The sequence below is a fragment of the Saccharothrix saharensis genome (assembly GCF_006716745.1).
Taxonomy (GTDB): domain Bacteria; phylum Actinomycetota; class Actinomycetes; order Mycobacteriales; family Pseudonocardiaceae; genus Actinosynnema; species Actinosynnema saharense.
This window is the reverse complement of record NZ_VFPP01000001.1, coordinates 1,145,734-1,171,958: the sequence shown is the minus strand read 5'-3', so window position 1 is coordinate 1,171,958 and position 26,225 is coordinate 1,145,734. Positions and strand designations below refer to the sequence as shown.

At 72.8% G+C, this 26,225-nt stretch carries 24 protein-coding genes and 1 pseudogene; 14 read left to right on the top strand and 11 right to left on the bottom strand.

All coding sequences use genetic code 11. The features are described from left to right. Nucleotides 1–39: 39 nt before the first annotated feature. Nucleotides 40–2,316 (top strand): DUF8189 domain-containing protein, encoded by a 2,277-nt coding sequence (locus tag FHX81_RS04460; protein WP_141975333.1) that lies wholly within the window; start codon nt 40–42, stop codon nt 2,314–2,316. A 377-nt stretch (nt 2,317–2,693) separates the two neighbouring features. On the opposite strand, the gene FHX81_RS04455 is transcribed toward FHX81_RS04460, so the two are convergent. The 3 genes and pseudogenes from FHX81_RS04455 to FHX81_RS04445 form a co-directional block, all read right to left on the bottom strand. Continuing rightward, complete coding sequence (locus tag FHX81_RS04455) at nt 2,694–3,734, bottom strand: IS110 family RNA-guided transposase (RefSeq protein WP_141983673.1); 1,041 nt, start codon at nt 3,732–3,734, stop codon at nt 2,694–2,696. Nucleotides 3,735–3,949: 215 nt separating this feature from the next. Continuing rightward, nucleotides 3,950–4,845, bottom strand: a pseudogene (locus FHX81_RS42950) (IS5 family transposase). Between the two features lie 126 nt (nt 4,846–4,971). Next, the gene (locus FHX81_RS04445; RefSeq protein ID WP_141975332.1) at nt 4,972–5,802 is read right to left on the bottom strand and encodes an NAD(P)-dependent oxidoreductase; all 831 of its coding nucleotides are present in this window, start codon (nt 5,800–5,802) and stop codon (nt 4,972–4,974) included. A gap of 52 nt (nt 5,803–5,854) precedes the next feature. Here FHX81_RS04445 and FHX81_RS04440 point away from each other — a divergent pair, with 52 nt between their 5' ends. After that, complete coding sequence (locus FHX81_RS04440; RefSeq protein ID WP_141975331.1) at nt 5,855–6,211, top strand: MerR family transcriptional regulator; 357 nt, start codon at nt 5,855–5,857, stop codon at nt 6,209–6,211. Between the two features lie 7 nt (nt 6,212–6,218). On the opposite strand, the gene FHX81_RS04435 is transcribed toward FHX81_RS04440, so the two are convergent. After that, nucleotides 6,219–7,019 (bottom strand): GNAT family N-acetyltransferase, encoded by an 801-nt coding sequence (locus FHX81_RS04435; protein WP_141975330.1) that lies wholly within the window; start codon nt 7,017–7,019, stop codon nt 6,219–6,221. Between the two features lie 238 nt (nt 7,020–7,257). Here FHX81_RS04435 and FHX81_RS04430 point away from each other — a divergent pair, with 238 nt between their 5' ends. Continuing rightward, nucleotides 7,258–8,244, top strand: a complete 987-nt coding sequence (locus FHX81_RS04430; protein WP_141975329.1) for a carbohydrate-binding protein — start codon at nt 7,258–7,260, stop codon at nt 8,242–8,244. Nucleotides 8,245–8,491: 247 nt separating this feature from the next. On the opposite strand, the gene FHX81_RS04425 is transcribed toward FHX81_RS04430, so the two are convergent. Beyond that, on the bottom strand, nt 8,492–8,857 hold the full coding sequence (locus FHX81_RS04425) for a DUF5684 domain-containing protein (RefSeq protein WP_141975328.1): 366 nt from the start codon (nt 8,855–8,857) through the stop codon (nt 8,492–8,494). A 155-nt stretch (nt 8,858–9,012) separates the two neighbouring features. On the opposite strand from FHX81_RS04425, the gene FHX81_RS04420 reads away from it, so the two are divergent. Continuing rightward, a complete protein-coding gene (locus tag FHX81_RS04420; RefSeq protein WP_141975327.1) occupies nt 9,013–9,183 on the top strand; it encodes a proprotein convertase P-domain-containing protein in 171 nt (56 codons plus the stop codon). A 1-nt stretch (nt 9,184) separates the two neighbouring features. Here FHX81_RS04420 and FHX81_RS04415 read toward each other — a convergent pair whose 3' ends face one another. Then, on the bottom strand, nt 9,185–9,643 hold the full coding sequence (locus FHX81_RS04415) for a DUF3040 domain-containing protein (RefSeq protein WP_246107625.1): 459 nt from the start codon (nt 9,641–9,643) through the stop codon (nt 9,185–9,187). Nucleotides 9,644–9,795: 152 nt separating this feature from the next. On the opposite strand from FHX81_RS04415, the gene FHX81_RS04410 reads away from it, so the two are divergent. Together FHX81_RS04410 and FHX81_RS04405 are read left to right on the top strand one after the other, a co-directional pair. Continuing rightward, nucleotides 9,796–10,974 (top strand): PucR family transcriptional regulator, encoded by a 1,179-nt coding sequence (locus FHX81_RS04410; RefSeq protein ID WP_246107624.1) that lies wholly within the window; start codon nt 9,796–9,798, stop codon nt 10,972–10,974. A gap of 335 nt (nt 10,975–11,309) precedes the next feature. Beyond that, on the top strand, nt 11,310–11,612 hold the full coding sequence (locus FHX81_RS04405) for a hypothetical protein (RefSeq protein WP_141975326.1): 303 nt from the start codon (nt 11,310–11,312) through the stop codon (nt 11,610–11,612). A 40-nt stretch (nt 11,613–11,652) separates the two neighbouring features. On the opposite strand, the gene FHX81_RS04400 is transcribed toward FHX81_RS04405, so the two are convergent. Continuing rightward, the gene (locus FHX81_RS04400; RefSeq protein WP_141975325.1) at nt 11,653–12,300 is read right to left on the bottom strand and encodes a class I SAM-dependent methyltransferase; all 648 of its coding nucleotides are present in this window, start codon (nt 12,298–12,300) and stop codon (nt 11,653–11,655) included. Nucleotides 12,301–12,400: 100 nt separating this feature from the next. Here FHX81_RS04400 and FHX81_RS04395 point away from each other — a divergent pair, with 100 nt between their 5' ends. Further along, nucleotides 12,401–12,979, top strand: coding sequence for a helix-turn-helix domain-containing protein (locus FHX81_RS04395; protein WP_141975324.1), 579 nt, complete (start codon nt 12,401–12,403; stop codon nt 12,977–12,979). A 484-nt stretch (nt 12,980–13,463) separates the two neighbouring features. Here FHX81_RS04395 and FHX81_RS04390 read toward each other — a convergent pair whose 3' ends face one another. Together FHX81_RS04390 and FHX81_RS04385 are read right to left on the bottom strand one after the other, a co-directional pair. Then, nucleotides 13,464–14,183, bottom strand: a complete 720-nt coding sequence (locus tag FHX81_RS04390) for a VOC family protein (RefSeq protein WP_141975323.1) — start codon at nt 14,181–14,183, stop codon at nt 13,464–13,466. 59 nt (nt 14,184–14,242) lie between these two features. Beyond that, nucleotides 14,243–15,412 (bottom strand): citrate/2-methylcitrate synthase, encoded by a 1,170-nt coding sequence (locus FHX81_RS04385; protein WP_141975322.1) that lies wholly within the window; start codon nt 15,410–15,412, stop codon nt 14,243–14,245. A 72-nt stretch (nt 15,413–15,484) separates the two neighbouring features. Here FHX81_RS04385 and FHX81_RS04380 point away from each other — a divergent pair, with 72 nt between their 5' ends. Continuing rightward, a complete protein-coding gene (locus FHX81_RS04380) occupies nt 15,485–16,687 on the top strand; it encodes a citrate synthase (RefSeq protein ID WP_141975321.1) in 1,203 nt (400 codons plus the stop codon). 127 nt (nt 16,688–16,814) lie between these two features. Further along, entirely contained in the window at nt 16,815–17,651 is an 837-nt protein-coding gene (locus FHX81_RS04375) for an arylamine N-acetyltransferase family protein (protein ID WP_141975320.1), read from the top strand. A 289-nt stretch (nt 17,652–17,940) separates the two neighbouring features. Here FHX81_RS04375 and FHX81_RS04370 read toward each other — a convergent pair whose 3' ends face one another. Beyond that, complete coding sequence (locus tag FHX81_RS04370) at nt 17,941–18,963, bottom strand: LLM class flavin-dependent oxidoreductase (RefSeq protein ID WP_141975319.1); 1,023 nt, start codon at nt 18,961–18,963, stop codon at nt 17,941–17,943. A 414-nt stretch (nt 18,964–19,377) separates the two neighbouring features. Here FHX81_RS04370 and FHX81_RS40300 point away from each other — a divergent pair, with 414 nt between their 5' ends. The 5 genes from FHX81_RS40300 (at nt 19,378) to FHX81_RS40295 (ending at nt 24,662) form a co-directional block, all read left to right on the top strand. After that, nucleotides 19,378–19,521 carry a hypothetical protein gene (locus FHX81_RS40300; RefSeq protein WP_170231925.1) on the top strand — a complete coding sequence of 48 codons (144 nt, stop codon included), beginning with the start codon at nt 19,378–19,380 and terminating at the stop codon, nt 19,519–19,521. A 229-nt stretch (nt 19,522–19,750) separates the two neighbouring features. Then, the gene (locus tag FHX81_RS04365) at nt 19,751–20,662 is read left to right on the top strand and encodes a glycosyltransferase (RefSeq protein ID WP_141975318.1); all 912 of its coding nucleotides are present in this window, start codon (nt 19,751–19,753) and stop codon (nt 20,660–20,662) included. Beyond that, on the top strand, nt 20,663–22,537 hold the full coding sequence (locus FHX81_RS04360) for an ABC transporter ATP-binding protein (protein WP_141975317.1): 1,875 nt from the start codon (nt 20,663–20,665) through the stop codon (nt 22,535–22,537). After that, nucleotides 22,534–24,315, top strand: coding sequence for an ABC transporter ATP-binding protein (locus FHX81_RS04355; RefSeq protein WP_141975316.1), 1,782 nt, complete (start codon nt 22,534–22,536; stop codon nt 24,313–24,315). The genes FHX81_RS04360 and FHX81_RS04355 overlap by 4 nt, the downstream gene beginning before the upstream one ends. A gap of 185 nt (nt 24,316–24,500) precedes the next feature. Further along, nucleotides 24,501–24,662 (top strand): hypothetical protein, encoded by a 162-nt coding sequence (locus FHX81_RS40295; RefSeq protein WP_170231924.1) that lies wholly within the window; start codon nt 24,501–24,503, stop codon nt 24,660–24,662. Between the two features lie 408 nt (nt 24,663–25,070). Here the strand turns inward: FHX81_RS40295 and FHX81_RS04350 are convergent, their stop codons facing one another. Further along, a complete protein-coding gene (locus FHX81_RS04350; RefSeq protein WP_141975315.1) occupies nt 25,071–25,925 on the bottom strand; it encodes a toll/interleukin-1 receptor domain-containing protein in 855 nt (284 codons plus the stop codon). Nucleotides 25,926–26,225: the final 300 nt, after the last annotated feature.

Here is a 26,225-nt window from a genome sequence, read left to right as displayed (position 1 = left end):
ACGCCCGGAAGCGGCGGCGCTGGGAGAAGAGGGAGAGCAATGTCCACAGTAGAGTCGCGGCGAGGGGTCGCGGTGCTCGTCACCGCGCTCGTGGCGCTGGCGCTGGCCGTTGTGCCGGGAAGACCGGCGGCGCACGCCGACGCGGCGAGCCGGGGCGGTGACTACGTGCCGTTCACGGTCGCGAGGTCGGTGCTCGACACGCGTTCGGGTGCCGGTGGTGTCACCGGTTCGCGTGGCGCGAAGAGCGTCACCACGTTCCCGGTCCTGGGTGTCGGCGGCATCCCCACGTCCGGGGTCAGCGCCCTGTACCTGCGGGTCGTGGCGGTGACGCCGACCGCCGACACCTACCTGACCGTGTGGCCGGACGGCGCAACGCAGCCCAGCGTGTCGATGGTGAACGTGATGGCCACGCAGACGTTGTCCAACGGCGCGATCGTGCGGCCCGGGGCCAACGGCCGGGTCGCCGTGTTCAACTCCGCCGGCACCGTGCACGTGGTGGTGGAGGTGCACGGCTACTTCACCACCAGCACCGGCACGACCAACGGCGGGTTCGTCCCGGTCACGCCCAGCCGGGTGATCAACACCAACACGGGCCTGGGCATCACGGCGGGCGCGATCCCGGCCGGCGCCAGCCGCACGATCAGCCTGGCCACGGCGGGTGTGCCGGTGGGCGCGGCGTCCGTGTTCGCGCAGATCACGCTGTCACCGCCGGCCGCGCGCGGTTACTTCCAGGCCACCGCGTCCGGCACGACCGGCGTGCAGCCGCTGATGGACTACGAGAACGGCATCAACAACGCCGCCGGCACCGCCATCACCCTCGGCGCGGACGGCAAGGTGATCGTCACCAACAAGGGCTCGGGCGCGGCGCACTTCGTGGTCGACCTGATGGGGTACGCGACCAAGACGTCCACCGCGGGCGCGGGCCTGCGGCCGGTCACCGGTCGGCTGTACGCGGGGCAGATCGCGGCGAGCTCGTCGATCGACGTCGCCGTCGGTGGTACGAACGGCCTGCCCACGCGGGGGATCGCGGGCGCGGCGCTGAGCATGCAGGCGGGCGGTGGCAGCGTCGCCGGTGCCCTGCGCGCCTGGTCGACCGGCACCGCCGAACCGGCCGCGACGCAGACCCAGTTCGCGGCGAACTCCACGCACCGGTCGTCCACCGTCATCAAACCGGGAACGGACGGCAAGGTCCGCGTCCGCAACCTCAGCTCCAGCGCCATCACCGTCTACATCGACCTGGAAGGCTGGTTCGCCGAGCCGCAACCCGTCGTGCCCGTCGTGCCCGACACCCCGGTCACGGTCGTGCAGGCGCCGGCCACCGGCGGGCAGCTCGTCGGCGCGCTCGAGTACGCCTACGTCGACAACATCGGCCGCGTGGTCATCGGCCACCAGGAGAACCTGGACAACTTCGGCACCGTCCAGTACACCGTGATCTCGGGCAACGAGGCGTTCACCGGCCGGCCGGCGCTCAACGCCAAGCCCGACGGTTCGCTGGCGGTGTTCGCCCAGTACTCCGACGGCGGCGACGTGTGGTCCAGCAGCCAGACCGCGCCCCGGGCCGCCACCTGGACCGGCTGGTCGGACCTGGGCGGTTCCCTGGCCGCCGCGCCCGCCGCCGTGACGCTCGCCAACGGCTCGACCGCCCTGTTCGCCGCCGACGTCGACGGCAAGCTGTGGGCGCACACCGCCGGCGTGTGGCGCAACCTCGGCGACGTGGACCTGACCGGCACGCCCGTCGCCGTGCAGGTCCGCGACGGCATCCAGGTGTTCGGCCGGGTGAGCGACGGCACCGTGGGCACCCTGCTGTTCCGCACCGACGGCACCACGTCCGCGTGGACCGGGCTGGGCGGCACGGGCCAGGGCACGCCGTCGGTCGTCGTCTACCCCGGTTACCGGCTGCGCGTGTTCGCCACCGCCGCCGACGGCGCCATCACCACCAAGGTCCAGGACGCGGCCGGGGTGTTCCCCGCCGCGTGGGACGGCGTGGGGACGCTCGTCGCGGCCGGCGCGCCGTCGGCCATCCTGGACCCGCAGCTGGGCCGCACCGCCGTCGTCGCCCGCGCGGCGGACGGCATCCTGCACGCCAGCTTCGAGACGACCTCGGGTTCCGGCGTGTTCGGCGACTGGTCGCCGGTGAACACCCCGGACCTGCCGTCCGCCACCGACCCGGCCACCACGACGGTGAACAACGGCAGCACTCCTCTGTGGACGATCACCTACCGCGCGCCCAACGGCACCGTGGTGGTCTACGACCGGCGCGGCGTGCCCGGTGCGGCGGCGTTCGGCGAACCGACCCTGCTGGCCGCACCGCGGTAGTCCCGCTCGCCCGACGTCCACCCGGCAGGAACCACCGCCGGGTGGACGTCGCGATCGAGTTCGCTGAGCGCGCGGCGCGGATGCACGCCCTGACCGCGCCACGGTCGCCGTGCCGGCCCGCTTCGACCTCGGCCGGGCCGGGTACGTCGTGCTCGGGGCACTGCTGACCGCGGTCGGCGTCGCGTGTGGCCGGTGCGGTGATCGTCCCCGGTACGGACGCGAACGCCGACCGCACGTCACCGGCGAGCGTCCCCCTGGAGCGCGGCGTCCCCGCACCGGCCTAGGGCGTGTTTCAGATGTGGCGTAGCCAGATGTTGATGGCGGCAATGTCGATGGTGGCCTGGTAGCGGACGGCGAGTTTGATGCCCCTATGGATGTCAAGCGGCTTCGGATAGTGGCGTGGATGTGTCGTCAGGACTGTTGATCAGCGAGTAGACCTCGCGGGCGATGTAGCGCTTGAGGCAGCGGATGGCTTCGCGGCGGGTTCTGCCCTGGGCCAGGCGGCGGGCGAGGTAGTCCTGTGTGCGCGGGTCCCAGCGCAGGCGGGACAGGGCGATGCGGTAGAGAGCGGCATTGGCTTGGCGGTCGCCACCGCGGTTGAGCCGTCGACGTCGGGTCTTCCCGGAGGACGCCTCGATCGGGCTGACGCCGCACAGCGCGGCGAACGAGGCCTCGCTGCGCATCCGGTCGGGGTTGTCTCCCGCGGTGATGACGAGCGCGGCTGCGGTGTCCGGGCCGATGCCCGGTCGTCGTAGCAGCTCGGGGACGTGTGTCTGGAGAACCGTCTCGATCCGGTTGTTGAGGTCGTCGATTTCGCAGGTCAGATCGCGGATACGGCGGGCGAGCAGCCGAAGCGTGTATGTCGCGGCCGAGCGGGGATCGGTCGGGGTGTCGGCATCGAGTTCGGCGCAGCGGCGGACGAGTTTGGGGTTGCCCAGCCCGGACAACGAGTCCCTCAACTCCGGGTCGGCGGAGACGAGTACGGCCTTGAGCTGGTTGATCGCCTGGGTGCGCGACTTGATCGCCGATGCCTTCGCCAGCTTGAACATGCGAATCATCTCGACCGGGCCGGCACCGGTTTTCGCTTTCGCGGCAGCGCGGCCGGACAGCACCGCCCTGGCCGCTGCCTCGGCGTCCCCGGCGTCGGTCTTGCCCCGGCGACGCTGGACCTTGTCGGGCTGGTTGACTTCCACCACCGCGATGCCCGCTGCGGTGAGATGACGTGCCAGGGCTGCTCCGTAGGAGCCGGTGCATTCGACACCGGCGTGGCGCACCCTGCCGAAGGACGAGGCCCAGGACAGCACCCGCCGATAGCCCGACACGGTCGTCGGGAACGTCTCACTGCCCAGCAGCACGCCGAGAGTGCTGATCACGGCGGCGACGTGGAAGTCCTTGTGCGTGTCGACACCGAGAACGATCTCCGGCCGGTCGGCCTGGTCGCGTTCGGGCTTGTCGGGGACACTGGGCACGGTCGTTTGTCTCCTGGTCGGCTCTCGGGACGGATCGGCCGTCGCCGGGCCGGTCGGGAGCGGTCAGGACTGTGATGGCGCCTTGTTAGCGGCAAGGCCCCTATCGGGACACGCTCCGCCGGTCCGGCGACAGCAGGCACCGCTCCAGGCCCATGGCCGACAGATCAAACTAAGGACACTTGGTCAGTCGTAGCGCGGGTCAGACCACCGACCCGGAGCGGCACAACATGATCCTCACAGTCGTAGCGGGTGGCGACCGCCCGGTGCTGCTTGAGCAGGTTGATGCCGCACTCGACGGCGTGGCGCTGTTTGTAGATCTCCCGGTCGATCGTGGGTGGCCGTCCACCGGCGGAGCCTTTGGCCTTGCGGTGGGCGGCCTGGTCGCGGGGTTGGTCGATGGTGGCCTTGATCCCTCGGTGTCGCGGGTAGGCGCGGTTGGCCTTGGAGCTGTAGGCCTTGTCGGCCAGGATCCGGTCCGGTCGGGTTCGTGCCCGGCCGGGTCCGACGCGCGGCACCGAGATCCGCTCGATCACCGGGACGAACTGCGGGCTGTCACCCCATTGCCCGGCGGTGACCAGCAGGGACAACGGCCGCCGGCCCTGCTCGCAGGCCAGGTGCAGCTTGCTGGTCCACCCGCCCCGCGACCGACCCAACCCGTGATCATCGGGCTCGACCCCTCCGGCCGGGGTGTCGGGCGGTTCGACCTGCAGATCCCCCTTTTACGCGCACCCGCGGCATGCTGGTGCGCCCGCATGATCGTGGAATCCACGCTCACGTCCCACACGATCGACCCCGCGGCATCGGCGCGGGCCTGCAACGCGGCCACGACCTGCCGCCAGACCCCGGCCCGCTGCCAGCGGCGGAACAACCCGTAGACGGTCTGCCAGGGGCCGTAGTCGGGCGGGATGTCGCGCCACGGGGCACCGACCCGCACCCGCCACCGGATGCCGTCGATCAACTGCCGCCTGCTCCACTTCGGCGGACGGCCCGGCTTGGCACCGACAGGCAGCAAGGGTTCCAGCACCGCCCACTGCGCATCGGTCAGGTCGGCCCGCCCCACTGCCACTACGCTGGCCACGAGGTCTCCGGTACTGCGGTTTTGCTTGGTCGCTAAACCACTTACCGGAGACCTCGCCACGTTCCGGCCACCGACACGCCGCCGCTCACCTCACCTTTGAAACACGCGCTAGAGCACGGCCAGGCGGGAGAACCCGTCCGAGCCGTACCCGGCCTCGACCGCCCGTCGCACCGCGGCACGCCCGGCGCTGAGCACGCCGTCGTCCAGGCCGTCCGCCCGGACGGTGTCGATCACGTCGTCCAGGATGGACGCCGCCGACTCGATCGTGGAGGCGTCACCGGGGAAGTGCCCGGCTTCGACGTGCTCGGCGACCACGTCGACCAGCTCCGGGACCAGGCCTGCCATCACCTTCGCGTGCTCACGCAGGTCCGCCGCGCCGATGTCCTGCGCGGCGGCCAGCCGGAAGGCGTGCACCACGCCGAACATCGACGTCCAGAACAGGTCCAGCAGGGACACGTTGAACCCGGCCGACCGCCCCGGGTCCGTCCCGACGTACGTGCCGTTCCCGCCGAGAGCGGCCAGCGTGGCGCGGTGGGCCCGGTAGACCTCGTGAGGCCCGCTGTAGAGCAACGCCGCCTCCGGCCCACCGACGACGCCGTTCAGGATCACCCCGTCGAGGTAGTCGATGCCGTGCGCTCCCGCCCACACCGCCGTCTCCCGTGCCTGGGCCGGTGACCCCCCGGTCAGGTTGACCACCGTCCGGCCCACCAACGCCTCGGCATCGAGGATGGATCGCACGGCCTCGTAGTTCAGCACGCACACGACGACGACAGGACTGGCGGACATCGCTTCGGCGGCCGACGCGGCGACAGCGGCGTCAAGGCCGATCGCCTTGCCCGGCGTGCGGTTCCACACGGTGGTGGGATGGCCGGCGGTAGCGAACGCGGTCGCCAGCGCCCGACCCATCGGGCCGAGTCCGAGGACGGTCACGGGTGTCATGCCGGCTAAGCTAAACCCTCACGTTGACGTCAGAGTCAAGTCCGGGGGCGGGATGCGGATCGGGGAGCTGTCACGGCGGACCGGCGTCAGCGAACGCGCGTTGCGCTACTACGAGGAACAGGGGTTGCTGCACCCCGAACGCCGCCCCAGCGGCTACCGCGTCTACCGCGACGCGGACGTGCCGCAGGTGCGCCGCATCCGGGTCCTGCTGGCCGCCGGGCTGGGCATCGCGCAGATCGCCCAGGCCCTCCCGTGCCTGACCGACGACGACCTGCCCGCCCCGACCTGCCCGGAACTGGTCGCCGAGCTCGTCAAGCACCGCGACCGGATCGGCGAGGCCATCGACGAGCTCGAGACGACCCGCGCCAACCTCGACACGATCATCGGTGCCGACCGTCGGGCGGGCTGACCCCGGTTCAGCCCGCGAGGCCGTAGAAGTGCACGGTCGAGTTGGGCTCGAAGCCGATCCGCCGGTACACGGGCGCGCCGGCCGGGGTGGCGTGCAGGGTGGCCCTGGTCAGGCCGGTGGCCCGGCCGCCCTCGAACAGGACCTTCCGCGTCACGGCCTCGCCGTAGCCCAGCCGGTGGCAGTCCGGGTCGGTGGCGACGAGCGCGACGAACAGGCGGCCGTCCGCCTCGACCGCGCCCGCGCACGTCACCGGCACGCCGTCGCGCAAGCCCAGGTACGCGTGCACGTCCCGCTTCCACAGGGTGGAACCCGCGAGGCCGTCACGGCCGTCCTCCAGCGGGAAGCCGTAGGCGCGCGAGTTCAGGTCGGCGTAGGCCAGCAGCTGGTCGTCGGTCGTCACGCGGACGAACGTCAGGTCGGGGTGGGTCGGGTCGGCCAGCGGCAGCAGGTCGCCCGCCATGCCCGTGCCGGGAAAGGCGTGCCGGAGCCCGGCGCGGTCGGCGGCCGCGCCGAGGGCGGCGCGCGCGTCGTCGGTCAGCAGGTCCTCGAACAGCCACAGGAACCCGGGTCGCCGCTTGGCGCGCATGAGGTCCGCGACCTCGTGGAGGCGCTGCTCGACCAGCTCCGCGTCCGCGCCGACGTCGGTCAACGTGACGCAGTTCCAGAACGCGAACCGGCAGTCGGCCCAGCGGACGGCGATGCCGGGGAGGTCCCGCACGTCGGCGTCCGGATCGCGATCGAGGACCATGCCGCGCCAGACGTGGGCGAGCTGCTCCGCCGATTCGATCGAGGCCGACAGGTCGGTCATGGGGTCCCCTTGTCGCGTGGTCGGATCGGGCCAGCCTAGCGAGTGGGTTCGGGCACCCGCACGCGCCATGATCGCCTTATGGCGTTGGACGCAGCCGTGTCGGCCGGTCGCCCTATAGCCGCGACCGCGGGGGAGGGGCAGGCTGCGAAAGAGCGCAACGTCCTGGGGGGACATGGCATGTGTCGTTCGCGTCCTTCTGCCGCGGTGCGCCCGTCCTCTTCGTCGAAAGGATCCGGCAGTGCCGTCTTCACGTCTGTCACACCGTCCGCGGCTGCGCCGCGCGGCGGTCGCGCTGGTTGCCGCCGGTGCGCTGCTGGCGCCCGCCGCGCCCGTGTCGGCCGCCGCGGCGGACCCGGGGACACCGGTCGCCCAGCCGACGCCCGACTCGCCGATCAGCGGCAGAGCGGTGCCGGCGCTGCGCGGTGACGCGGCCAGGGCCGCGGCGGGCGAGCGGCTCAGCGAGCAGGTCCTCAAGCGGGGCGAGGACTTCGCGGCGAGCCACGAGCGGCAGCAGGCGGCGACCGTGCCCCTGCCGCCGTGGAGCGGGTCCCTGCACACCGTGTGGGGCGCGTTCCCGACCGTCGTCTCCGACGGCGCGCAGGCCACGCACACGGTCAACCCCGGCATCAGCATCCCACCGGGCAACCCCGACGTGGTGTACGCGCCGACGCTCGTCCCCAGCGGCAAGACCTGCATCGAGGTCACCACGTTCTACTGGCAGGGCGGCAACGGCGTCGGCGCGTGGGACTGGTGCGCGGCCTCGCCCGGCTTCGCCGCGGTGGCGTGGATCGACGCCACGTTCCTGAGCACCTACACCACGTCGTTCCAAGGCCTGCCCGCGTACACCGTGCTGGACGTGCAGACCAACGCGGTGACCAACTCGTGGACCGCCTACCTCTACAACTACACGACCTCGACCTGGGACGCGCTGTTCACCAGCGCCGACACCAGCAAGCTGGTCGACCCGCACGGCGGCTGGAGCATGTTCGAGGTCTACACGGAGTACAACCCGGCCACCGGCGAGGGCTACTACTGCACCGAGACCTACGGCACGCAGTTCCACGCCGCCAACCTCCAGGTCAAGGTCAACGGCACCTGGACGTCGCTGACCACGGCCAACTCGTCGGTGACACCGCCGGGCAGCGTGTCCAGCACCGACTTCGGCTGCTACGGGCTGTCGTTCACGCTGCAGACGGCGAACAGCCACTGGCAGGTCTCGCACTGACCCGTCGGCGTGGTGCGGGTGGACGCCGCCCGCACCACGCCGGGTCGTCGGCCTCCCGCAACTCCGGCCGGAGCCGCCGCAGCTCGGCCGTCTCCGCCGCGTCCAGCCGACCGGGGTACGCCGCGAACGAACCGTTGCTCATCCCGCGAATTGCGCTCAGGACCACCCCGCCGCCGGAAACCACGTCCGCCGGAAGCATCCCCGCCGGGCGCCCACCCCTGCGCGGACGCCCGACCGGCCGTGACGATCAGGCCGCCGCGGGGCCGCGGTAGGTGGCGCTGCCGAAGCCGAGCACCGGGTAGCCGACGATCCCGAACAGGAACAGGCCGACGACGCCGAACCCGGCGCCCTTGCCGAACGACTTGGCCAGGTCGATCGACACGATCAACGCCATGACGACGTTGACGAACGGGATGATGAACAGGATCAGCCACCACCCGGGCCGGCCCACGATCTTGAGCTGCACGTAGAGGTTGTAGATGGGGACGATCGCCGCCCACCCCGGCTGACCCGCCTTCGTGAAGACCTTCCAGACGGCGGCGATCATGAAGATCCCGATCGCCAGGCCGATGAGGGCCGGGATGAGGAAGAGGGACGAGTCGGTCTGGTTCACCGGTGGTTCCTTCCGGCAACCGGCGGAGGTGAGGGCGCTGTTCGCCCGCATCGGGGTTCCCCCGACCGGTCGTGACGCGGGACTTTCCCAGCCGGCGGGTCGGGACGTCGGACGGTTCACCGACTCGTGAGCTGTTCGAGATCAATCCAGTGCTGATGAGTCGGTGGACCTCCGGGTCGTGGGTGGACGTCAAGCACCCGAACCGGGGCGACCTCACGCTGGACCTCGTGGCGCCGGACGGCACGGCCTCCCTGCTGGAGGACGTTCCCGGCGGCGACAGCGGCGGCCTGATCGACGCCTGGAGCCTCCGGTTCGGCCCGGGCTGACCTAGCGGGGGCCGGACCGCCCCGCGGGCAGGACGAGCAGGCCGACGCCGCCGACCGCGATCAACGCACCGACCACGGCCAAGCCCGGATCGCCCACCAGGCCGATCGCCGTCAACAGGACCCCGAGCACGGCCGCCGCGGTGAGCCACCCGGTCGGCCGGTCGGCCCGTCCGCGGTCCGGGTGGGCCGGGACGTGGCGGTGTGCGGTGGGTGGTCCGGGGCGCGGGTCGGTCGGCGAGCGCAGGCGGGCGGCGAATTGCGGGTCCTCGGCCTCCAACCGCCGCTCGATCGCCCGCAGGCGGAGCCGGTCGTGGTGGTGGCGCAGCCGTGCCCGGTACCGGTGGCGTGCGCCGTACCCGGCGGTGACCAGCCCCGTGGCCAGGGCGGTGGCCACGGGCGGGGTTCGGGCGGCCGCGGCGAGGAGCAGGCCGACCAGCGAGAACCACAGCGCCCACCGCATGCCGCCCCCCTCCCGTCGGGTGCTCCACCTGATGGTCTCCGGGGCGGCCGGTCGGCGACAGGGGCGAAGGGCACCGAGAAGTCGTCCGCTGCTTGCCGGACACCGGCAACCCTCCGGCCCGCTCGGCCACGGCGGTTGCCAGACTGCTGCCCATGCCACCGACCAGGAGGACGTCCGCACCCGCGGCGAGCACGTTGACGGGCATCGCGGAGATGGCCAGCCGCGACGCGCAGGGCGTGCCCGCCGACCTCCTCGACGGGTACCTGGAGGAACTGGACGGGATCAGCACCACCCGGAAGTCGTTCCGGCCCGAGCAGCTCCGGGTCCGCCGCGAGGTCGGGGCGCGCGCGGCCGAGCGGGGCATCTCGCTGCACGGGGTCATCGACCTCCACCTGAGCGCCACGTGGCTGGCGTGGCGGTCGTTGTCCGGTGTGCGGCGGGCGACCGGCGCGGACGCCGTCCGGGCCGCGGGTGAGGCGGTGTTCAAAGCCGCCGACGCGGCCGTCACGGCGATCGCCGAGGGCTACGAGGAGGCGCAGCGGTGGGCGGTGCGCCGGGAGGAGTCGTTCCGGCGGGAGTTCGTCGACGACCTGCTCGACGGGCGCAACCTCGGGCAGTTGGCCGAACGGGCGGAGCGGTTCGGGCTGCGGCTGGCCGGCAGCACGGTGGTGGCGGCGGTCCGCTCCGCGCAGCCGCTGGTCGACGGCGGCGAGGTGGCGCGGGCGGTGGAGACGTCGCTGAACCTGCGCCCGGACTCGCGGGACGTGCTGGTCACCACCAAGGAGGGCCTGCTCGTCTGCGTCGCCCCGGACACCATGACCGACGTGCCGGACGAGTTCGTGCGCCAGGTGGCCGCGGCGCTGGGGCCGGACACCAGCTGGCGGGTCGGGCTCGGCCGCGCCCACCCGGGGCCCGGCGGCGTGGTGCGCTCGTTCGAGCAGGCCAGGTACGCCCTGGACATCGCCGAACGGCTGGGCCTGCCCGGACGCCTGCACAAGGCCGTCGACCTGCTGGTCTACCGGGTGCTGTTGCGCGACCGGGCCGCGTTGGAAGACCTGGTGTCGGTCGTCCTGCAGCCGTTGCGCGGCGCGCGGGGCGGCGCCGAGCCGCTCATGGAGACGCTGGCGGCCTACTTCGCCAACGGCCAGGTGGCGGCCGCGTGCGCCCGGCAACTGCACCTCGGCGTCCGCACGGTCACCTACCGCCTCCAGCGCGTCGCCGACCTCACCGGGTACAGCGTCGACGACCCGGCGCAGGCGCTGTCGCTGCACGTCGCCGTGCTCGGTGCGAAGCTCCTGGACTGGCCCGCGTCCGCCGAAGACACTCCCTGACCCTGTGCCGTCCACACCGGACGGCCCGGATCACCGCCCGGCGGGGTCGACGACCAAGCGCCGGACCGGTTCGCCGTCGCCCACGTGGTAGACCCACTCGCCCAGGTGGTCGGCCGATCGGGTCGTGCCGCACGTCGACGCCGTGCGGGACCACGCCGGGTCGACGGGCCGGCCCGTCGGTGCTCCCGTGATCCGCGGCACCCACCGCCCCGGCCGTCATTCCACTTGACATGTATTCGAACGCGTGTGCGAGGATCGGGCTGCGGTTCTTCCCCGGCCGCCGGGCCGTCGCCTCGGGAGCGGCGGCGCACGGTGTCGGTGGTCAGGGGTGTGTCGTGGATCGGCGTGAGTACGAGCGGATGGTCGACCGGTTCCGGCGTTTGGTGGCGCCGTTGCCCGCGTGGACCGTCGAGCGGCAGGACGGGCTGCCGGTGGTGGTCGACGACGTGCTGGGCAGCGGCGGGGTGGTGCTGCACCTGGACAGCCGGTGGAACGCGTACCTGGTCCGCTACTTCGAGGCGGTGGACAAGGACCGGCTGCTCGAACTGGTGGCGTTGCTGGAGGTCGTGCCGCCGGACGGGCCGGCTCACCGGGCGGCGGTCGCGTTCCTGCGATCACTGCGCCTCGGCGACGACTGACCGACCGGGGCGGGCGTGCCGGTGATCCGCTGGACGACGTTCAGCGGCGGCGCGTGGCGCGAACGACGACGTCGTGCAGCGGCGCCGCTCGGCCCTCCACCGTGCGGGTGCGCTCTTCGGCGGTGACGACCTGCCACTCGGCGTCGTCCAGGATCGCGGTGATGTCGGCGAGGGTGGCGGATGCCTCGGCGGGAGGCTGGTGCCCGTGCCCGTGCCCGTGCCCGTGCCCGTGCTGGTGCTCGGTGGCGTGCGGGGTGTGCAGGTGCCCGACGATCAGGAGGGTGCCACCGGGCGCGACCCAGCCGGAGATCCGGTCGTAGAACGCGATCTGCGGCATCGACGGGTGGGCGTAGTGCGTCGTCACCAGGTCGAACCGCGCGTCCGGGGCCCACGTGGTGAGGTCCGCCTCCACCCACCGCACCCGGTCGGCCGCCTCGGTGCTCGCGGCCCGTTCGGCGGCGCGGGCGAGGGCTTCCGGGGAGATGTCGGCCGCTGTGACGTGCCAGCCCCGGGACGCGAGCCAGACGGCCTCCGCGCCGGTGCCGCACCCGGCGTCCAACGCCGTGCCCGGCGTCGACCCCTCGGTCTCACCGACGATGTACGGGTTCGGCGCACTGCCGCCCCGCTGTCGGTCGGCGCCGGCCTCACGCCAGTGCTGCCGCCAGTAGTCCTGGTCGAATTCCGGCATTGTGACCTGCTCTTTCGTCGTTGCGGTCCACTCGCGACCGATAGTGCGCCCGAACGAGTGACAAGCGCAAACCCTCTTGCCGAATGGCAAAATCCTGGGCATGGACGACCACCAGGACCGCACGCTCGACGCCGTCGGGCCCAGGTTGAAGCACCTGCGACTGCGCCGCGAGATCACGCTGACCGAGCTCGCGGACGAGACCGGGATCTCCGCCAGCACGCTGTCCCGGCTCGAATCGGGCCTGCGCCGGCCCACGCTGGAACAACTGCTCCCGCTCGCGCGGTTCCACGGCGTCACCCTCGACGACCTCGTGGGCGCGCCACCGACCGGCGATCCCCGCATCAACCTGCGCCCGATCCCGTGCGACGACGGGTCGACCATCCTGCCCCTGACCCGAAGACCGGGCGGCATCCAGGCGTACAAGTTCGTCCTCCCCGCCGGCGAGGACGACCGCCGGCCGGACTTGCGCACCCACGAGGGCTACGACTGGGTCTTCGTCCTCAACGGCACGCTGCGCCTGGTCCTCGGCGAGCACGACCTCCTGCTCAAGCCGGGCGAAGCCGCCGAGTTCGACACCCGGACCCCGCACTGGTTCGGCGCCACCAGCTCGGGCCCGGTCGAGTTCCTGAGCCTGGTCGGTCGGCAGGGTGAACGCGCGCACGTGCGGGTGGCGCCATGACCTGACTTGACCGGTTGTGCAGCCTGGTTCGTCTTCGCGGCACGGGGTCGCGGTGGCCCGGCCGAGAACCGTCACGCGTTGGTGACGCGCCGGCCCGGTCTGCCTCCCGGCTCGCTGCCGTGCGGACCGACCAGGACACCGTCCCGCGGGGCCGCGCACCGGCGTCGACTTGGCGACGGTCCGACCGGGCACGGCTCGCGCCGCTGGAAGTGATGCCGTTGCGGTGCGCCGTGCCCGACCGCACCGCCGCTCGACCGGGAACCGACGCGTCGCAATCGGGCCGCCTCGGTCTCCGGGGTACCGCACGACCGGGTCGGTGCGGGGGTGCTCGGCGCTGTTGCCGCCGGACCCGGCTGGTGACCGACGGGACGGTGACGGTGTCGTCGCCGGTGCGGGTGTGCTTCGCGTTCGAGCCGCAGCGGTAGTGCGAGTCGACCTCGGCGACGCACGGCCACTCCGGGAGGTCGCGAGTGAGCCGGTCGCGTCACTGCGGCGAGAGGGAGAACTCGTTGCCGTCGGGATCGGTCAGGAGCACCAGGCCGGTCCGGTCGGGGTCGTCGCCGACGAGGGTCGCCCCGAGCGCGACCAACCGGTCCACCTCGGACCGCCGGCCACCGGGCACAGCCGGGGCGAGGTCGAAGCGCAGTCGGTTCCGGCCCGCTTTCGGGCGCAGCGGCGGGCCGCCCCAGGTGATCTTCGGGCCGCCGTGCGGTGAGCGGATCGCGGTTTCCTCGTCCTGGTCCCAGACCAGCGGCCAGGACAGTGCCTCGCTCCAGAAGTACCCGACCTCCCGCGAGCCGTCGCACGACAGCGCACCGAGAAAGCCGCACTCGGCGAGGAAGTCGTTGCCCGGCGCGATCACGCAGAACTCGTTGCCCTCGGGGTCGGCGAGGACGACGTGCGTCTCCTCCGGGCTCTGGCCGATGTCGACGTGCCGGGCCCCGAGGTCCAACGCCCTGGCCACGGTCCGCCGCTGGTCCTCGGCGGACGCGCTGGTCAGGTCGAAGTGCAGTTGGTTCTGCCCGGTCTTCGGCTCCCGGCTCGCGACGAACCGGAGGGGGAACCCGGTGTCGTCGTCCGGCCGGAGCGCGATGCCGGCCTGGGGGCTGTCGGTCGGCTCCCAGCCCAGGACACCGGCCCAGAAGCGCGCGAGGCCGAGCGGGTCGTGCGCGCCGAACCGCAGCGCGACGAGGTGACAAGCCATGGCGAACCCCCCTGTCCCGGCGCAACGCTAGCCATCGGGGGCGCGGCCGGGCAACGGGATCAGCTCCCCACCGGACTCGTCTCGCACACCGGCAGCGGTCGTGGGGCGGGTGGGCCGACGTAGCGGGCGGCCGGGCGGATGACCTTGCCGCCTGCGGCCTGCTCCAGCACGTTGGCCGACCAGCCGATGACCCGGCTCGCGGCGAACGTCGGCGTGAACATCGACCGGGGGATGCCGCACTGCTCCATCACGACTCCGGCGTAGAACTCGACGTTCGCGTACAGCTCACGCCCCGGCTTCAGCTCGGCGAGGACGTCCACCACGCGGCGTTCGACCGCGGTGGCGAACTCGGCCAGCCCCGGGTCGAAGCCACGCCGGCCGAGGTCGAGTGCGATGTCGCGCAGCATCCGGGCCCGCGGGTCCTCGGTGCGGTAGACGGCGTGCCCGAAGCCCATGATGCGGTCGCCGGAGCTCACCTTGGCCCGCACCCAGGCGTCGACCCGGTCGGGCGAACCGATCTCGTCCAGGCTGTCCAGCGCGCGGTCCGGCGCGCCGCCGTGCAGCGGGCCGACGAACGCGCCGATGGCCGCGGCGACCGCCGAGACGACGTCGGACCCGGTGGACGCGACGACCCGCGCGGTGAACGTCGAGGCGTTGAACCCGTGGTCGACGGTGGCGACCAGGTAGCTCTGCACGGCGGCGACGCGCGCCCCGTCGGGTACCTCGCCGGTGACCAGGTAGAGCCAGTTCGCCGCCGCGGACAGCTCGGCGCGCGGCTCCAGGGGTGGCAGCCCGGCGCGCAACCGGTGCAGCGCGGCGAGGATGGTTGGCGTCACCGCGCTGACCAGCACCGCGTCGGCCCGGCGGCGCTCGGGCGTCGCATCCCACACCGGCGGCAGGCCGCGGGCGGCGGCGAGCAGGGACAACGCGGTGCGCAGTCCCGCCAGCGGGGCGGACCCGTCGCCGGCGCGGGCGATCGCGGGCAGCACGTCGCGCACCTCGTCGGGCACGTGCCGCAGGGCGGCGACGTCCTCGGCGAACCGGGCGCGCTCGGCCGCGTCGGGCAACCGGCCCTCCAGGAACAGGAACCAGACGTCCTCCAGCGTCCGGGTCCGGGCCAGCTCGACCGCCGAGTAGCCGCGGTAGTGGTAGAAGCCCTCGCCGCCACGCACGTCACCCAGTTCGGTGGTGGTGACCACGACATCGCGCAGGCCAGCCGGTGCATCCATGACAACCTCCTCATCGACCTGGATCCACTGTCGATTTGCCAATCAACTATTGTCAATGTTGATGCAGTCAACATGGACGAGGAGCAGCAGGTCGTGCCGACCGGGAGTGACGAGCGTTACCTGACCACCGCCGAGGTGGCGCGGCGGCTCGGCGTGAAGACCGAGACCGTCTACGCCTACGCCAGCCGCGGCATGCTGCGCAGCGCCCGGCTGCCGGGACGGCGGGGGAGCTTCTTCGCGCAGGCCGAGGTCGAGGAGTTCGTGGCCCGGGGCCGCGACGAACGCCAACCGTCCGGCGCGGTCGAGCGGATCCGCACCGAGTTGACCCTGCTGGACGACGACCGGCTGAGCTACCGCGGCCACCTCGCCACCGACCTCGCCGCGTCGCACGGGTTCGAGTCGGTCGCCACGCTGCTGTGGACCGGCGAACTCGGCGATCCCGAACGGTTCCCGACCGATGTGCCGCTCGTGGACGCGGTCCGCGCCGCGCTGGCAGCCCTGCCGGACACGGCGCGGACGACGGACCGGTTCAAGGTCGCCACCGCCGTGCTGGGCGCGACCGACCCGCTGCGGTTCGACCTGTCCGAACGGGCGGTCGTCCGCGTCGGCCGGCGGCTGGTCGCCGTGCTCGCCGACGCCCTGCCGGGCCCGTCCGGTGGCGGTGACCGCATCGCCCAGCGGCTGGCGGGCAAGCTCGGGGACCGGCCCGTCGACCCCGGGTTGCTCGACCTGGCGCTGGTGCTGCTGGCCGATCACGACCTGGCCGTGTCGACGGTCGCCGTGCGCGTGGCCGCCAGTGCCCGCGCCCACCCGTACGCCGCGGTGTCGGCCGGCCTGGGTGCGGCGGACGGCCAGTACCACGGCGTCGCGAGCACCTTGGCGTACCGGTTCCTGCGTGATGCGGCGGACGACCCGTTGGGCGCGTTGGCCGAACGGCAGCGCACCGGCGGCGTGCCCGGCTTCGGCCACCGGATCTACCGCGAGCGCGACCCCAGGGCGGACGCGCTGTTCACCGCGTTGCGCCGGCACGGCGACGCCCGCGAGGTCATGGCCGTGGTGGACGCGGTCACGCCCGGCGCGGGCACCTTCCCGAACGTCGACTTGGCGCTGGCGGCCCTGGCGCACGCGTTCGACCTGCGCCCGGACGCCGGTGAGGCGATCTTCGCGCTGGCCCGCTGCGCCGGGTGGCTCGCGCACGCGATCGAGGAGTACCGGGAGCCCGGCCTGAGGTTCCGGCCGGTCGGCGTATACACCGGAAGGCGGCCACAGCGGTGATCAAACCCGCGTGTTCCCGAAGCGCCGGACCGGTGCGATAACGAACACTTTTCACAAACGCCCCAAAATCGCTATGGTCGATCGCAGACGGTAGTCACTCGGTCGCTGAGCGAACAAGGGACGTGGGATGCGCGCCGAAGACCAATGGGAGTCCGACCGACTCGACGTCGACACCTACCTGGAACGGCTCGGGATCACCGGGCCGCTCGATCCGACACCGGGAACCCTGCGCCTGCTGCACCGCGCGCACGTCACGACCATCCCGTTCGAGAACCTGGACGTGGTGCTCGGCCGCGGCGTCGACCTCGACCTCGGCGCGATGCAGGCGAAGCTGCTGGAGAGCCGGCGCGGCGGCTACTGCTACGAGCACAACCTGCTGTTCGCCGCCCTGCTGGAACGGCTGGGCTACCGCGTCACGCGGCTGCACGCCCGGCCGGACCTGCAGTACCCCAAGCCGTTGCCGCGGACCCACATGGCCTTGCGCGTGGAGCTGGAGGACGGCACGGCCTACCTCGCCGACGTGGGATTCGGCGACAGCGGCCCGCTGGACCCGGTGCCGTTCGCCGACGGCGAGGTGTCCGAGCAGGCGGGCTGGACGTACCGGCTGACCGAGGAACCCGACCGCGCCCAGCCGTGGTGCCTGCACCTGCGCCGCGGCGACGAGTGGTTCCCGGTCTACCGGTTCACGCTGGAGGCGCACCACCGCATCGACGCCGTGGTGGCGAACCACTTCATCTCCACCCACCAGCGCTCGCCGTTCGTGGGCCGGGTGTTCCTGGAGCGGATCGCCGAGCAGTGGCGGCTCAACCTGAACAACCGCACGCTGACCCTGCGCCACGCCGACGGCGGCCGGGAGGAGTCGTCGGTGGACGACGACCGGTTCGGCGACGTGCTGGCCGACCGGTTCGGCATCGTGCTGAACGATTCGGAGCTGAAGTCGGTGCTCGCGGTGTTGCCGGACTGACGAACCCGACGCGGCAAGCCCTCGGGCGGACCGCGTCGGCCGCCGGGCGGGTCCGGTTCGCAGAGGACCGCCGCGTGCGGTCCACCTCGCCGTCCAGGCGGGTCGGATCCCGACGGCGGGGGAGCTGTCCGGTCTGACCGACTGGATGCGACGCCTCCTCGCCGCGGGATCGACCTCCCACCCCGTGCTCACCGCCGCGGGCACCACGGAGGAGGTCCGCGGCCTGGTCGCCCACCGCGCCGCCGGGGACCGCGACGTCACCCGACCGTCCCCGGCGGGCGGTGCCGGGTCAGCGCCAGCCGAGCGCGGGGGCGACGTGGGTGAGGATGCTCTCCAGCACGTGGGCGTTGTAGTCGACGCCGAGCTGGTTGGGCACGGTCAGCAGCAGGGTGTCGGCTTCGGCGATGGCCTCGTCCCCGGCCAGTTGCTCGACCAGGACGTCGGGTTCGGCGGCGTAGGTGCGGCCGAAGATGGCCTTGGTGTCGGCGTCGATGTAGCCGATCTTGTCCGTGCTGCCGCCGTCCGCGCCGAAGTAGGCCCGGTCCAGGTCGGAGGTCAGCGCGAAGATGCTGCGCGACACCGAGACGCGCGGCTCGCGTGACCACCCGGCTTCCGACCACGCCTTGCGGAACGCCCGGATCTGCTCGGCCTGCTGCACGTGGAACGGCGCACCGCCCTCGTCGTTCTTCAGCGTCGAGCTCATCAGGTTCATGCCCCGCTCGGCCGCCCAGACGGCGGTCGCGTTGGAGCCGGCGCCCCACCAGATGCGGTCGCGCAGGCCCGCCGAGTGCGGTTCCAGGCGCAGCAGCCCCGGCGGGTTGGGGAACATCGGGCGCGGGTTGGGCTCGGCGAAGCCCCCGCCCTCCAGCACCTTCAGCAGCACCTCGGCGTGCTTGCGGGCCATGTCGGCGTCGGTGTCGCCGTCACCGGGCCGGTAGCCGAAGTACCGCCAGCCGTCGATGACCTGCTCCGGCGATCCCCGCGAGATGCCGAGCTGGAGCCTGCCACCGGCGATGAGGTCGGCGGCACCCGCGTCCTCGGCCATGTACATCGGGTTCTCGTACCGCATGTCGATCACACCGGTGCCGATCTCGATGCGCTCGGTCCGCGCGCCGATCGCGGCCAGCAGCGGGAACGGCGCGGTCAGCTGCCTGGCGAAGTGGTGCACCCGGAAGTAGGCGCCGTCCGCGCCCAGCTCCTCCGCCGCCACCGCCAAGTCGACGGCCTGCAACAACGCGTCGGCGGCCGTCCTCGTCCGCGAGTGCGGGGTGTCCGACCAGTGCCCGAAGGACAGGAAACCGATGTTCTTCACGTACGTGCGAACGCCTGATCAAGCTGATTGATTCCTCAACTACTCCGCTCGACCTCCGACCGCGTCGACGCGTGCCGGGCGGCCGTCGGCGCGATCACCGCGGTCACCTTGATCGTCGGGCTCATGGTGTTCACCGCCGTGCGCCGGTCGGGCGACTTCGACCAACCACCGCACCAGGGACCACACGTGCCGTGACACCGGGGTCGGCCGGCGGCGTCGCGTGGTCCGTCGTCGGCCCCGGCGCCGCGTGCCGACGAGACCTTCGAGGTGCGGTCCACGAACGGCCCGCCGGATCACCCGAACCGACCGGACCCACCGCCGAACCGGCACCACGCCGCGAGCAGCCCGGACCGGCGGACTCGTCCCCGCGGCGTTCGTGCGATCCTGGAGCCGCCAACGCGACCGGGGGTGGACATGGCGTCGAAGCGCAAGAGCGGCATCGCTCCGTACGTGGCGCTGCTCGTGGCCGTGATCATCTTCGTGCCCCCGGTGCGCGAGGTGGTCGCCGACCTGGCCGGCCCGGTGGTCGACCTGGTCAAGGACGCGTTCGGCCGGTGACACCCGCGCCGGGCGCCTCCTGGTGGACGTGTGGCGGCGCGGGGTGTACCGACAGGCGCGGATGAAGGCCGAGCAGCCCGCGGCCCTGACCGAAGCGGTGTAGGCGACTTCGTCCGCGTGGTTGACCGGCGCTCGCGACCCTCGGCAGACTTGCGCGGTCGTCGGCGGGGAGTCACCCGGGAGAGCGGATCTCCCTCCCGGTACCCCGACCCCAAGAGGAGAGCCTGTCGTGGGTAGCTCATCGCGCTGCACGGTCATCGTCCCCACCTACAACCGGAGGCGATTACTCGAGTTGACGCTGGACTCGCTGGCCGCGCAGGACCTGCACCGCGACCGGTTCGAGGTGGTCGTCGTGGACGACGGGTCCAGCGACGACACGGCGACGATGGTGCGGTCGTTCGAGGAGCGGTTCGACCTGCGGTACTTCTACCAGCCCGATGAGGGTTACCGGGTGGCCCGGGCGCGCAACGTCGGCATCCGGCACGCCCGCGGCGAGGTCTGCGTGTTCGTGGACTCCGGCGTGCTGCTGCACTCCGCGAGCCTGAGCGCGCATGTGGCCGCCCACGACGCCACCGAGGAACCGTTGGCGCTGAACGGTTACGTGTACTGCTTCAACCTCGACAACGAGGACGCCGGGCTCATCCGCAAGCACGTGGACGTGGACGACGTCGACTCGACCATCGCGTCCCTGGCGCGCACGGGGTCGTGGCCGGACGTGCGGGAACCGTTCTACGAGCGGTACTCCGACGACTTCGGCCACCTCCCCGCGCCGTGGCTGATGTACTGGACCTGCCACGCGTCGGCGCGCACGGAGCAGGTGCGCGCGGTCGGCTCGTACGACGAGGAGTTCCGCACCTGGGGCGGCGAGGACCTCGACCTGGCCTACCGGCTGCACCGCGACGGCGCCCGGTTCGGCGTGAGCCGGGCGGCGAGCTCGATCCACTACCCGCACGACAAGGACCAGGGCGACAACACCAGGTCCGCGCAGCGCAACTACCGCTACATCGCGGAGAAGTACGACACGCCGATCACCCGCGTGCTGACCGAGGAGCCGGCGATCCGCTTCTCGCTGTTCAACGAGGTCGTCGTGGAACGCGGACTGCCCCGCTGCGCCGACCACCGGGCGGGGGTCACCGGGTAGATGGGCGGCACGGTGTTCCGCTCGTGGACCGGGACCGCCCGGGAGCAGTTCGCCGCACGGCGGGGCATCGTCCGGTTGCTCCCGCGCGCGGGCCGCTCGCTGGTCGCGGCACTGGTCGTGGTCGAACTGCTGCTGGGGTGCCTCCCGGTCGTGTTCACGGTGGCGACGGCGGTGGTGCTCGGCCGGGTTCCGGCGGCCGTCGACGCGGGACCGGACTCGGGCGCGTGGCGCTCGCTCGTCGCGGTGTTCGCGGTCGCGGCCGGTGCGTTCGTCGCCAGGCAGGTGCTCTCCCCGGTGGAACGGGCGATGGGTGAGCTGGTGACGCGCCGCGTCGACGGCCGGGTGGTGGACGAGCTGATGGCCGCGTCGCTGCGCAGCCCCGGCCTCGGCCCGCTGGAGGACCAGCGGGCGCTGGACGCGCTGCGCACCGCCGCGCGGGAGGTGGAGTTCGGCGTGCAGAGCCCCGGCCGGGCGGCCACCGGCCTGCTCGCGCTGATCGCGCGGTACACCGAGCTGACGGGTTGCGCGGTCGCCGTGGGGCTCGTGTTCTCGTGGCCGGCGGCGGCCGCGTTGGTCGTCACCGTGCTGCTGTTCCGCCACGGCCAGCGCGGCGGGTTGCGCCGGTACGCCCGGACCCGGTCCCGGCTCGCCGCCGACCAGCGCGAGATCGACTACCTGCGCGACCTGGCGGGCGGGGCGGCGGCGGGCAAGGAGATCCGGGTCTTCGGCCTGGCCGACTGGCTGCGGCAACGCCTCCGCGACACCCACCTCCGCTACCTCGGACCGCTGTGGGCCGAGCGCCGCCGGATCTACCTGTGGCCGTTCGTCCGGTTCTCGGTGGTGGCGCTCACCGTCACGGGCGTGGTCTTCGCGGTGGTCGGCGCGACCGCGGGCGAGCTGACGCTGACCGGGTTCGTCCTGGTCACGACAGCGACCCTGGGCCTGCTCCGGCTGGCCGAGCACTACCCGGAGGCGGACCTGCCGACCGCGATCGGCATGAGGGCCTACGACGCCGTGCGGCGGTTCGCCGAGCACGTCGACGGCCACGAGGAGCAGTTGAGCCCACCGCGCCGGCCGACGGCACCCGAGCCGGTCGGCACGATCCGGTTCGAGCAGGTGAGCTTCGGCTACCCCGGCCGCCGTCCGGTGTTCGACCGCCTGGACCTGACGATCCCGGTCGGCCGCTGCACGGCGATCGTCGGCGTGAACGGCGCGGGCAAGACCACACTGGTCAAGCTGCTGGCCCGGCTCCACGAGCCCACCGGGGGCCGGATCACGCTCGACGGCGTCGACATCCGCGAGTTCCCCCTCGACGCGTGGCGGACCAGGCTCGGCGTGATCTTCCAGGACTTCGCCCGGTACGAGGCGTCGGTCGCCGACAACGTCGGTCTCGGCGCGGTCGCCCACCTCGACGACCGGGTGGGCATCCGCGAGGTCGTGGACTCGGTCGGGCTCGCACCGGCCGTGGCACGCCTGCCGCGCGGGCTGGACACGCCGTTGGCCCGGCACCTCACCGACGGCGCGGAGCTGTCCGGCGGCCAGTGGCAGCGCGTGGCGTTGGCGCGGGCGTTGTTCGCGCTGCGCCACGGCGCGCGGGTCGTCGTGCTGGACGAGCCGACCGCGAGCCTGGACGTGCGCGCGGAGGCGGGGTTCTTCGCCGGGTTCGCGGCCCTCGCCGAAGGCGCGACCACGGTGCTGATCTCCCACCGGTTCTCGACCGTGCGGCACGCGGACCTCATCGTCGTGCTCGAACACGGCCGGGTCGCCGAGCAGGGCGGCCATGCGGAGCTGCTGGCCCGCGACGGCCGCTACGCCGAGCTGTTCCGGTTGCAGGCCGACCGGTTCGTGGACGTGGTGGAAGGGCGGGTCGGGTGAAGGTCCTGCTGACCGGCGCCGGGGCGATGCTCGCCACGGCGTGGCGGCTGAACCCGCGCAAGACGGCCCTGGCGGTGCTCCTGATGACGGCCGGCGCGGTCGCCGCTCCGCTGCTGGCGACCGCGCTCGGGTGGATGACCCGGGAGGTCGTCGCGGGCGCGACGGGTCGCGCGGTGCTCGCCGGCCTGACCGCGGCCGTGCTGGCGGTGATGGTGCTGGCCTTCGCGCACTTCGCCCACCTGGCCCACTACGAGCTGGCCGAACTCGCCGAGCTGGACTTCGACGAGCGCGTGATCGAGGTGTCGAACGGTTCGGCCGGCATCGAGCACCACGAACGGGCCGAGCACGCCGACACGTGGACCGTGCTGCGGCAGGAGGGCCGGCAGTACCGGGCCGGCCTCGAGGCGCTGCTCAACGGTCTCGGCCTCCTGCTGGCCGTGGTGCTCACCGCGGTCCTGCTGGCCCGGCAGAACCCCTGGCTGCTGGTGCTGCCCGTCGCCGCCCTGCCGCCCCTGCTCGCCGGCCGCGCGGCCGAACGGGTGCTGGACCGGGCCAGGACAACGACCGCCGAGCCGACCCGGACCGCGCTGAACCTGTTCCACCTGGCCACCTCCGCGCGCGTGGCCGGGGAGCTGCGGGTGTCCGGGCTCGGGGACGAACTGCGCGCCCGGCACGACGTGCTGTGGCGGGCGGCGACGCGTGGCCTGTGGCGGGCACACCTGACCGCGACGGCGCTGCGCGCGGTGGGGCAGGTCGTCTTCGCGCTGGCCTACATCGCGGGCGTGCTGCTCGTGGTGCGTGACGCGATCGCCGGGCGGCGCGGTGTCGGCGACGTCGTGCTGGTGATCGTGCTCGCCGCCCAGGTGAACCAGCAGGTCGCCACCGCCGTCACGCTCTTGCAGGACTTGCAGCGGATGGCGGGCGCGTACCGGCGGCTGACCGAGGTCACCGACCTGGTCGGGGCGCGACCGGATCCAGGCCGCCGGTCGCCGCCCGACCGGCTGCACGACGGGATCACGCTCGCCGGCGTGACCTTCACCTACCCGGGCACCGACGTCCCCGTGCTGCGCGAGACCGACCTGCGCCTCCCGGCCGGCGCCACCGTCGCCGTCGTCGGCGAGAACGGCGCGGGCAAGTCGACGCTGGTCAAGCTGCTCTGCGGGTTCTACCGGCCGACCGGGGGCCGCATCCTGGTCGACGGGGTCGACCTGCACGACCTGCCGGTGGACGGGTGGCGCGCCCGGATCGCGGCGGGGTTCCAGGACTTCGTCCGGTACGAGTTCCCGGCCCAGCAGGTGGTCGGCGTGGGCGACCTGACCAGGATCTCGTCGGAGCCGGCCGTCCGCGCGGCACTGGACCGCGCCGACGCCACCGGCGTGGTGGACCACCTGCCCGACGGCCTGCGCACCCACCTCGGCAAGACCTACGCCGACGGCGCGGAGCTGTCCGGCGGCCAGTGGCAGAAGCTGGCGCTCGGCCGGGCCGTGATGCGCGAGTCCCCGTTGCTGGTGGTCCTCGACGAACCGACGTCGGCGCTGGACCCGGAGGCGGAGCACGTGCTGTTCCAGCGCCACGCCGAGCACGCCCGCCGGGTGGCCGCGCGCACCGGCGCCATCACGGTCTTCGTGTCCCACCGGTTCTCCACCGTGCGCACGGCCGACCTGATCGTGGTGGTCCGCGACGGCCGGGTGGTGGAGACCGGCGACCACGCCGCGCTCATGGCCGGTGCGGGGCTCTACGCGGAGCTGTTCGCGCTCCAGGCGAAGGCTTACGGCTGACCGGTGGAAACCCTCGGTCGGCGGGGCCGAGACACGCGACCCGGCCTGGCAGAACCGCGTCCGCGAGTTCGTGGACCGGTCGCCGGCCGAAGACCTGCGCGTGGTGGTCGACCCGCACCACGACTCGTGGCAGTGGGTCACCACCTACCCGACCGCGCGAACGCGCTCGCCCGGTACCGCGCGTCGTGGGCGCGGATCGCCACGGCGTTCCGCTGATCTCGGAGCCGGAGTTCTCCGCCGAGCCCGACCACGGCCGCACCACCCTGACGTTCCACGCCTGGAGCGGCACGCAGGTCACCCACCACATCACCAAGTCCAGCACAGCGGTTGCCGGCAGCACCACTTGACCGCGCACGTCCGCGACGCCTCCTCGCCGGTGGGGCGAGGGGGCGTCGGCGTGTGGAAGGCTGGCCACCGGTCCCCGATCCGGGAGGTGCGGTGAACAAACCGCTGGCGTTCGTCGCTCTGCTGGTGGTCGGGTCCGGCCTGTTCCTCCTGCTGTACGCCACCAGGATGTGGGTGCGCGCACCTGCTGGCGGAAACCAACGCCTGGGACGCCGAGCGGGCGCTCGCGGAGGGCCGCTCCGACGCCGCACGGATGGAGATCGGTTTCGTCAAGGGCGACCTCGCCCTCGCGGCCCGGCTCGGGGAGAACGCGCGGAACGCGGCCGCCGGTGGTCTGGCCCTGGTCGGTGCCGCGGAAGTCCTGCGCCGGAGGGCCGTGCGCAGGCGACGTCCGTCGGTCCTCGAAGCACCTAGGCCGGAGGTAAGACGACGTACATGACGTACGCGGTCAGCGCGGCGACCACCAGCGCGCAGACGGCCGTCTTCAGCCGCGTGGGGCGCGTGATGAGCAGCCCGAAGGCGCCGAAGGCCAGGGGGAAGACCCAGGTGGGCACGAAGAACCGCAGGGCCTTCTCGTCGACGCGGTCGAACGCGAACACGTAGAGGACGACCACTTGGAGCGCGCCGTAGCCCAAGCTGGTCAGGTAGAAGCCCCGCGCTTCCCGGCGGAGGCGGGCGTTGGCGCCCGACTGGCTCTCCGCCACGTACGCCGTCTGCAACGGGGTCAGCGGCGGCTGCCGTTCGGTCGACGCGGCCAGCAGCCGTTGCACTCCGTCCAGGTCGGTCCCGGTGAGCAGGTACGAATCGTCCCCCCGGTGCTCGTGCCACTCGGCGGCCCGGGTGAGCAGCCGGGTGTGGAACCGCAGCCACTCCGCGTCCCGGTCGAGCGTGTCGACCAACGCGTCCACACCGGTCGTGAAGTCGTCGGCGTCGCGCAGGAACAGCCAGTTCAGACCGGCGACCTCCGGCGGCACGTCCCGCGCGGGCACCTCGCGGCGCAGCACCGGGACCACCCGCTTGCCCGCGGCGACCGCCACCTCCAACTCGGCCAGGCACACCTCCGACGTGACCGCGTCCGGTGAGAGGACGAACACGAACGCCTCGGACTCGTCGATGGCACGCGCGATCTCCACCTGCCACGCCGCCGCCGGCGGGATGCGCTCCCAGTCGACCCACGCGCTCCGCCCGCGCTCCACCAGGGCCGCGTGCAGCCGGCGCACGAACTCCAAGTCCTTGCGGGAGTACGAGACGAACGCGTTCGACATGCTGCTCCAGCCCTTCCGGCGAGACGACCTTGATCCGTCGCCGGGCACACCCGGCGCGTTACCGCGCGGCAGGCTCGAAGGTCCCGTTCCGCGCGGGCGCCGATCTCTGCCCGTCGACGCGGTGTCGTTCACGCTCGTGCCGGACTTCGTGCCCGGCCGGTACGCGTCGGTGGCGGTGGACCTGTCGGACGGCCGCCGCCGGCCGCGTCCGGTACGAGGTGTTCGGCCCCGGGGTGCTCGACGGCCGCGCGGGCCGAGGCGTCGACATGCGGGTTCCACCGGCCCAGGTGACGATGGCCC

Coding starts and splice junctions, on each gene's coding strand:
- FHX81_RS04360 (WP_141975317.1), top strand. CDS start 20,663: ATGGGCGGCACGGTGTTCCGCTCGTGGACCGGGACCGCCCGGGAGCAG.
- FHX81_RS04415 (WP_246107625.1), bottom strand. CDS start 9,643: ATGCGGTGGGCGCTGTGGTTCTCGCTGGTCGGCCTGCTCCTCGCCGCG.
- FHX81_RS04445 (WP_141975332.1), bottom strand. CDS start 5,802: ATGACACCCGTGACCGTCCTCGGACTCGGCCCGATGGGTCGGGCGCTG.
- FHX81_RS04460 (WP_141975333.1), top strand. CDS start 40: ATGTCCACAGTAGAGTCGCGGCGAGGGGTCGCGGTGCTCGTCACCGCG.
- FHX81_RS04390 (WP_141975323.1), bottom strand. CDS start 14,183: ATGGCTTGTCACCTCGTCGCGCTGCGGTTCGGCGCGCACGACCCGCTC.
- FHX81_RS40300 (WP_170231925.1), top strand. CDS start 19,378: ATGGCGTCGAAGCGCAAGAGCGGCATCGCTCCGTACGTGGCGCTGCTC.
- FHX81_RS04435 (WP_141975330.1), bottom strand. CDS start 7,019: ATGACCGACCTGTCGGCCTCGATCGAATCGGCGGAGCAGCTCGCCCAC.
- FHX81_RS04410 (WP_246107624.1), top strand. CDS start 9,796: ATGCCACCGACCAGGAGGACGTCCGCACCCGCGGCGAGCACGTTGACG.
- FHX81_RS04375 (WP_141975320.1), top strand. CDS start 16,815: ATGCGCGCCGAAGACCAATGGGAGTCCGACCGACTCGACGTCGACACC.
- FHX81_RS04350 (WP_141975315.1), bottom strand. CDS start 25,925: ATGTCGAACGCGTTCGTCTCGTACTCCCGCAAGGACTTGGAGTTCGTG.
- FHX81_RS04380 (WP_141975321.1), top strand. CDS start 15,485: ATGGACGAGGAGCAGCAGGTCGTGCCGACCGGGAGTGACGAGCGTTAC.
- FHX81_RS04395 (WP_141975324.1), top strand. CDS start 12,401: ATGGACGACCACCAGGACCGCACGCTCGACGCCGTCGGGCCCAGGTTG.
- FHX81_RS04400 (WP_141975325.1), bottom strand. CDS start 12,300: ATGCCGGAATTCGACCAGGACTACTGGCGGCAGCACTGGCGTGAGGCC.
- FHX81_RS04385 (WP_141975322.1), bottom strand. CDS start 15,412: ATGGATGCACCGGCTGGCCTGCGCGATGTCGTGGTCACCACCACCGAA.
- FHX81_RS04440 (WP_141975331.1), top strand. CDS start 5,855: ATGCGGATCGGGGAGCTGTCACGGCGGACCGGCGTCAGCGAACGCGCG.
- FHX81_RS04420 (WP_141975327.1), top strand. CDS start 9,013: ATGAGTCGGTGGACCTCCGGGTCGTGGGTGGACGTCAAGCACCCGAAC.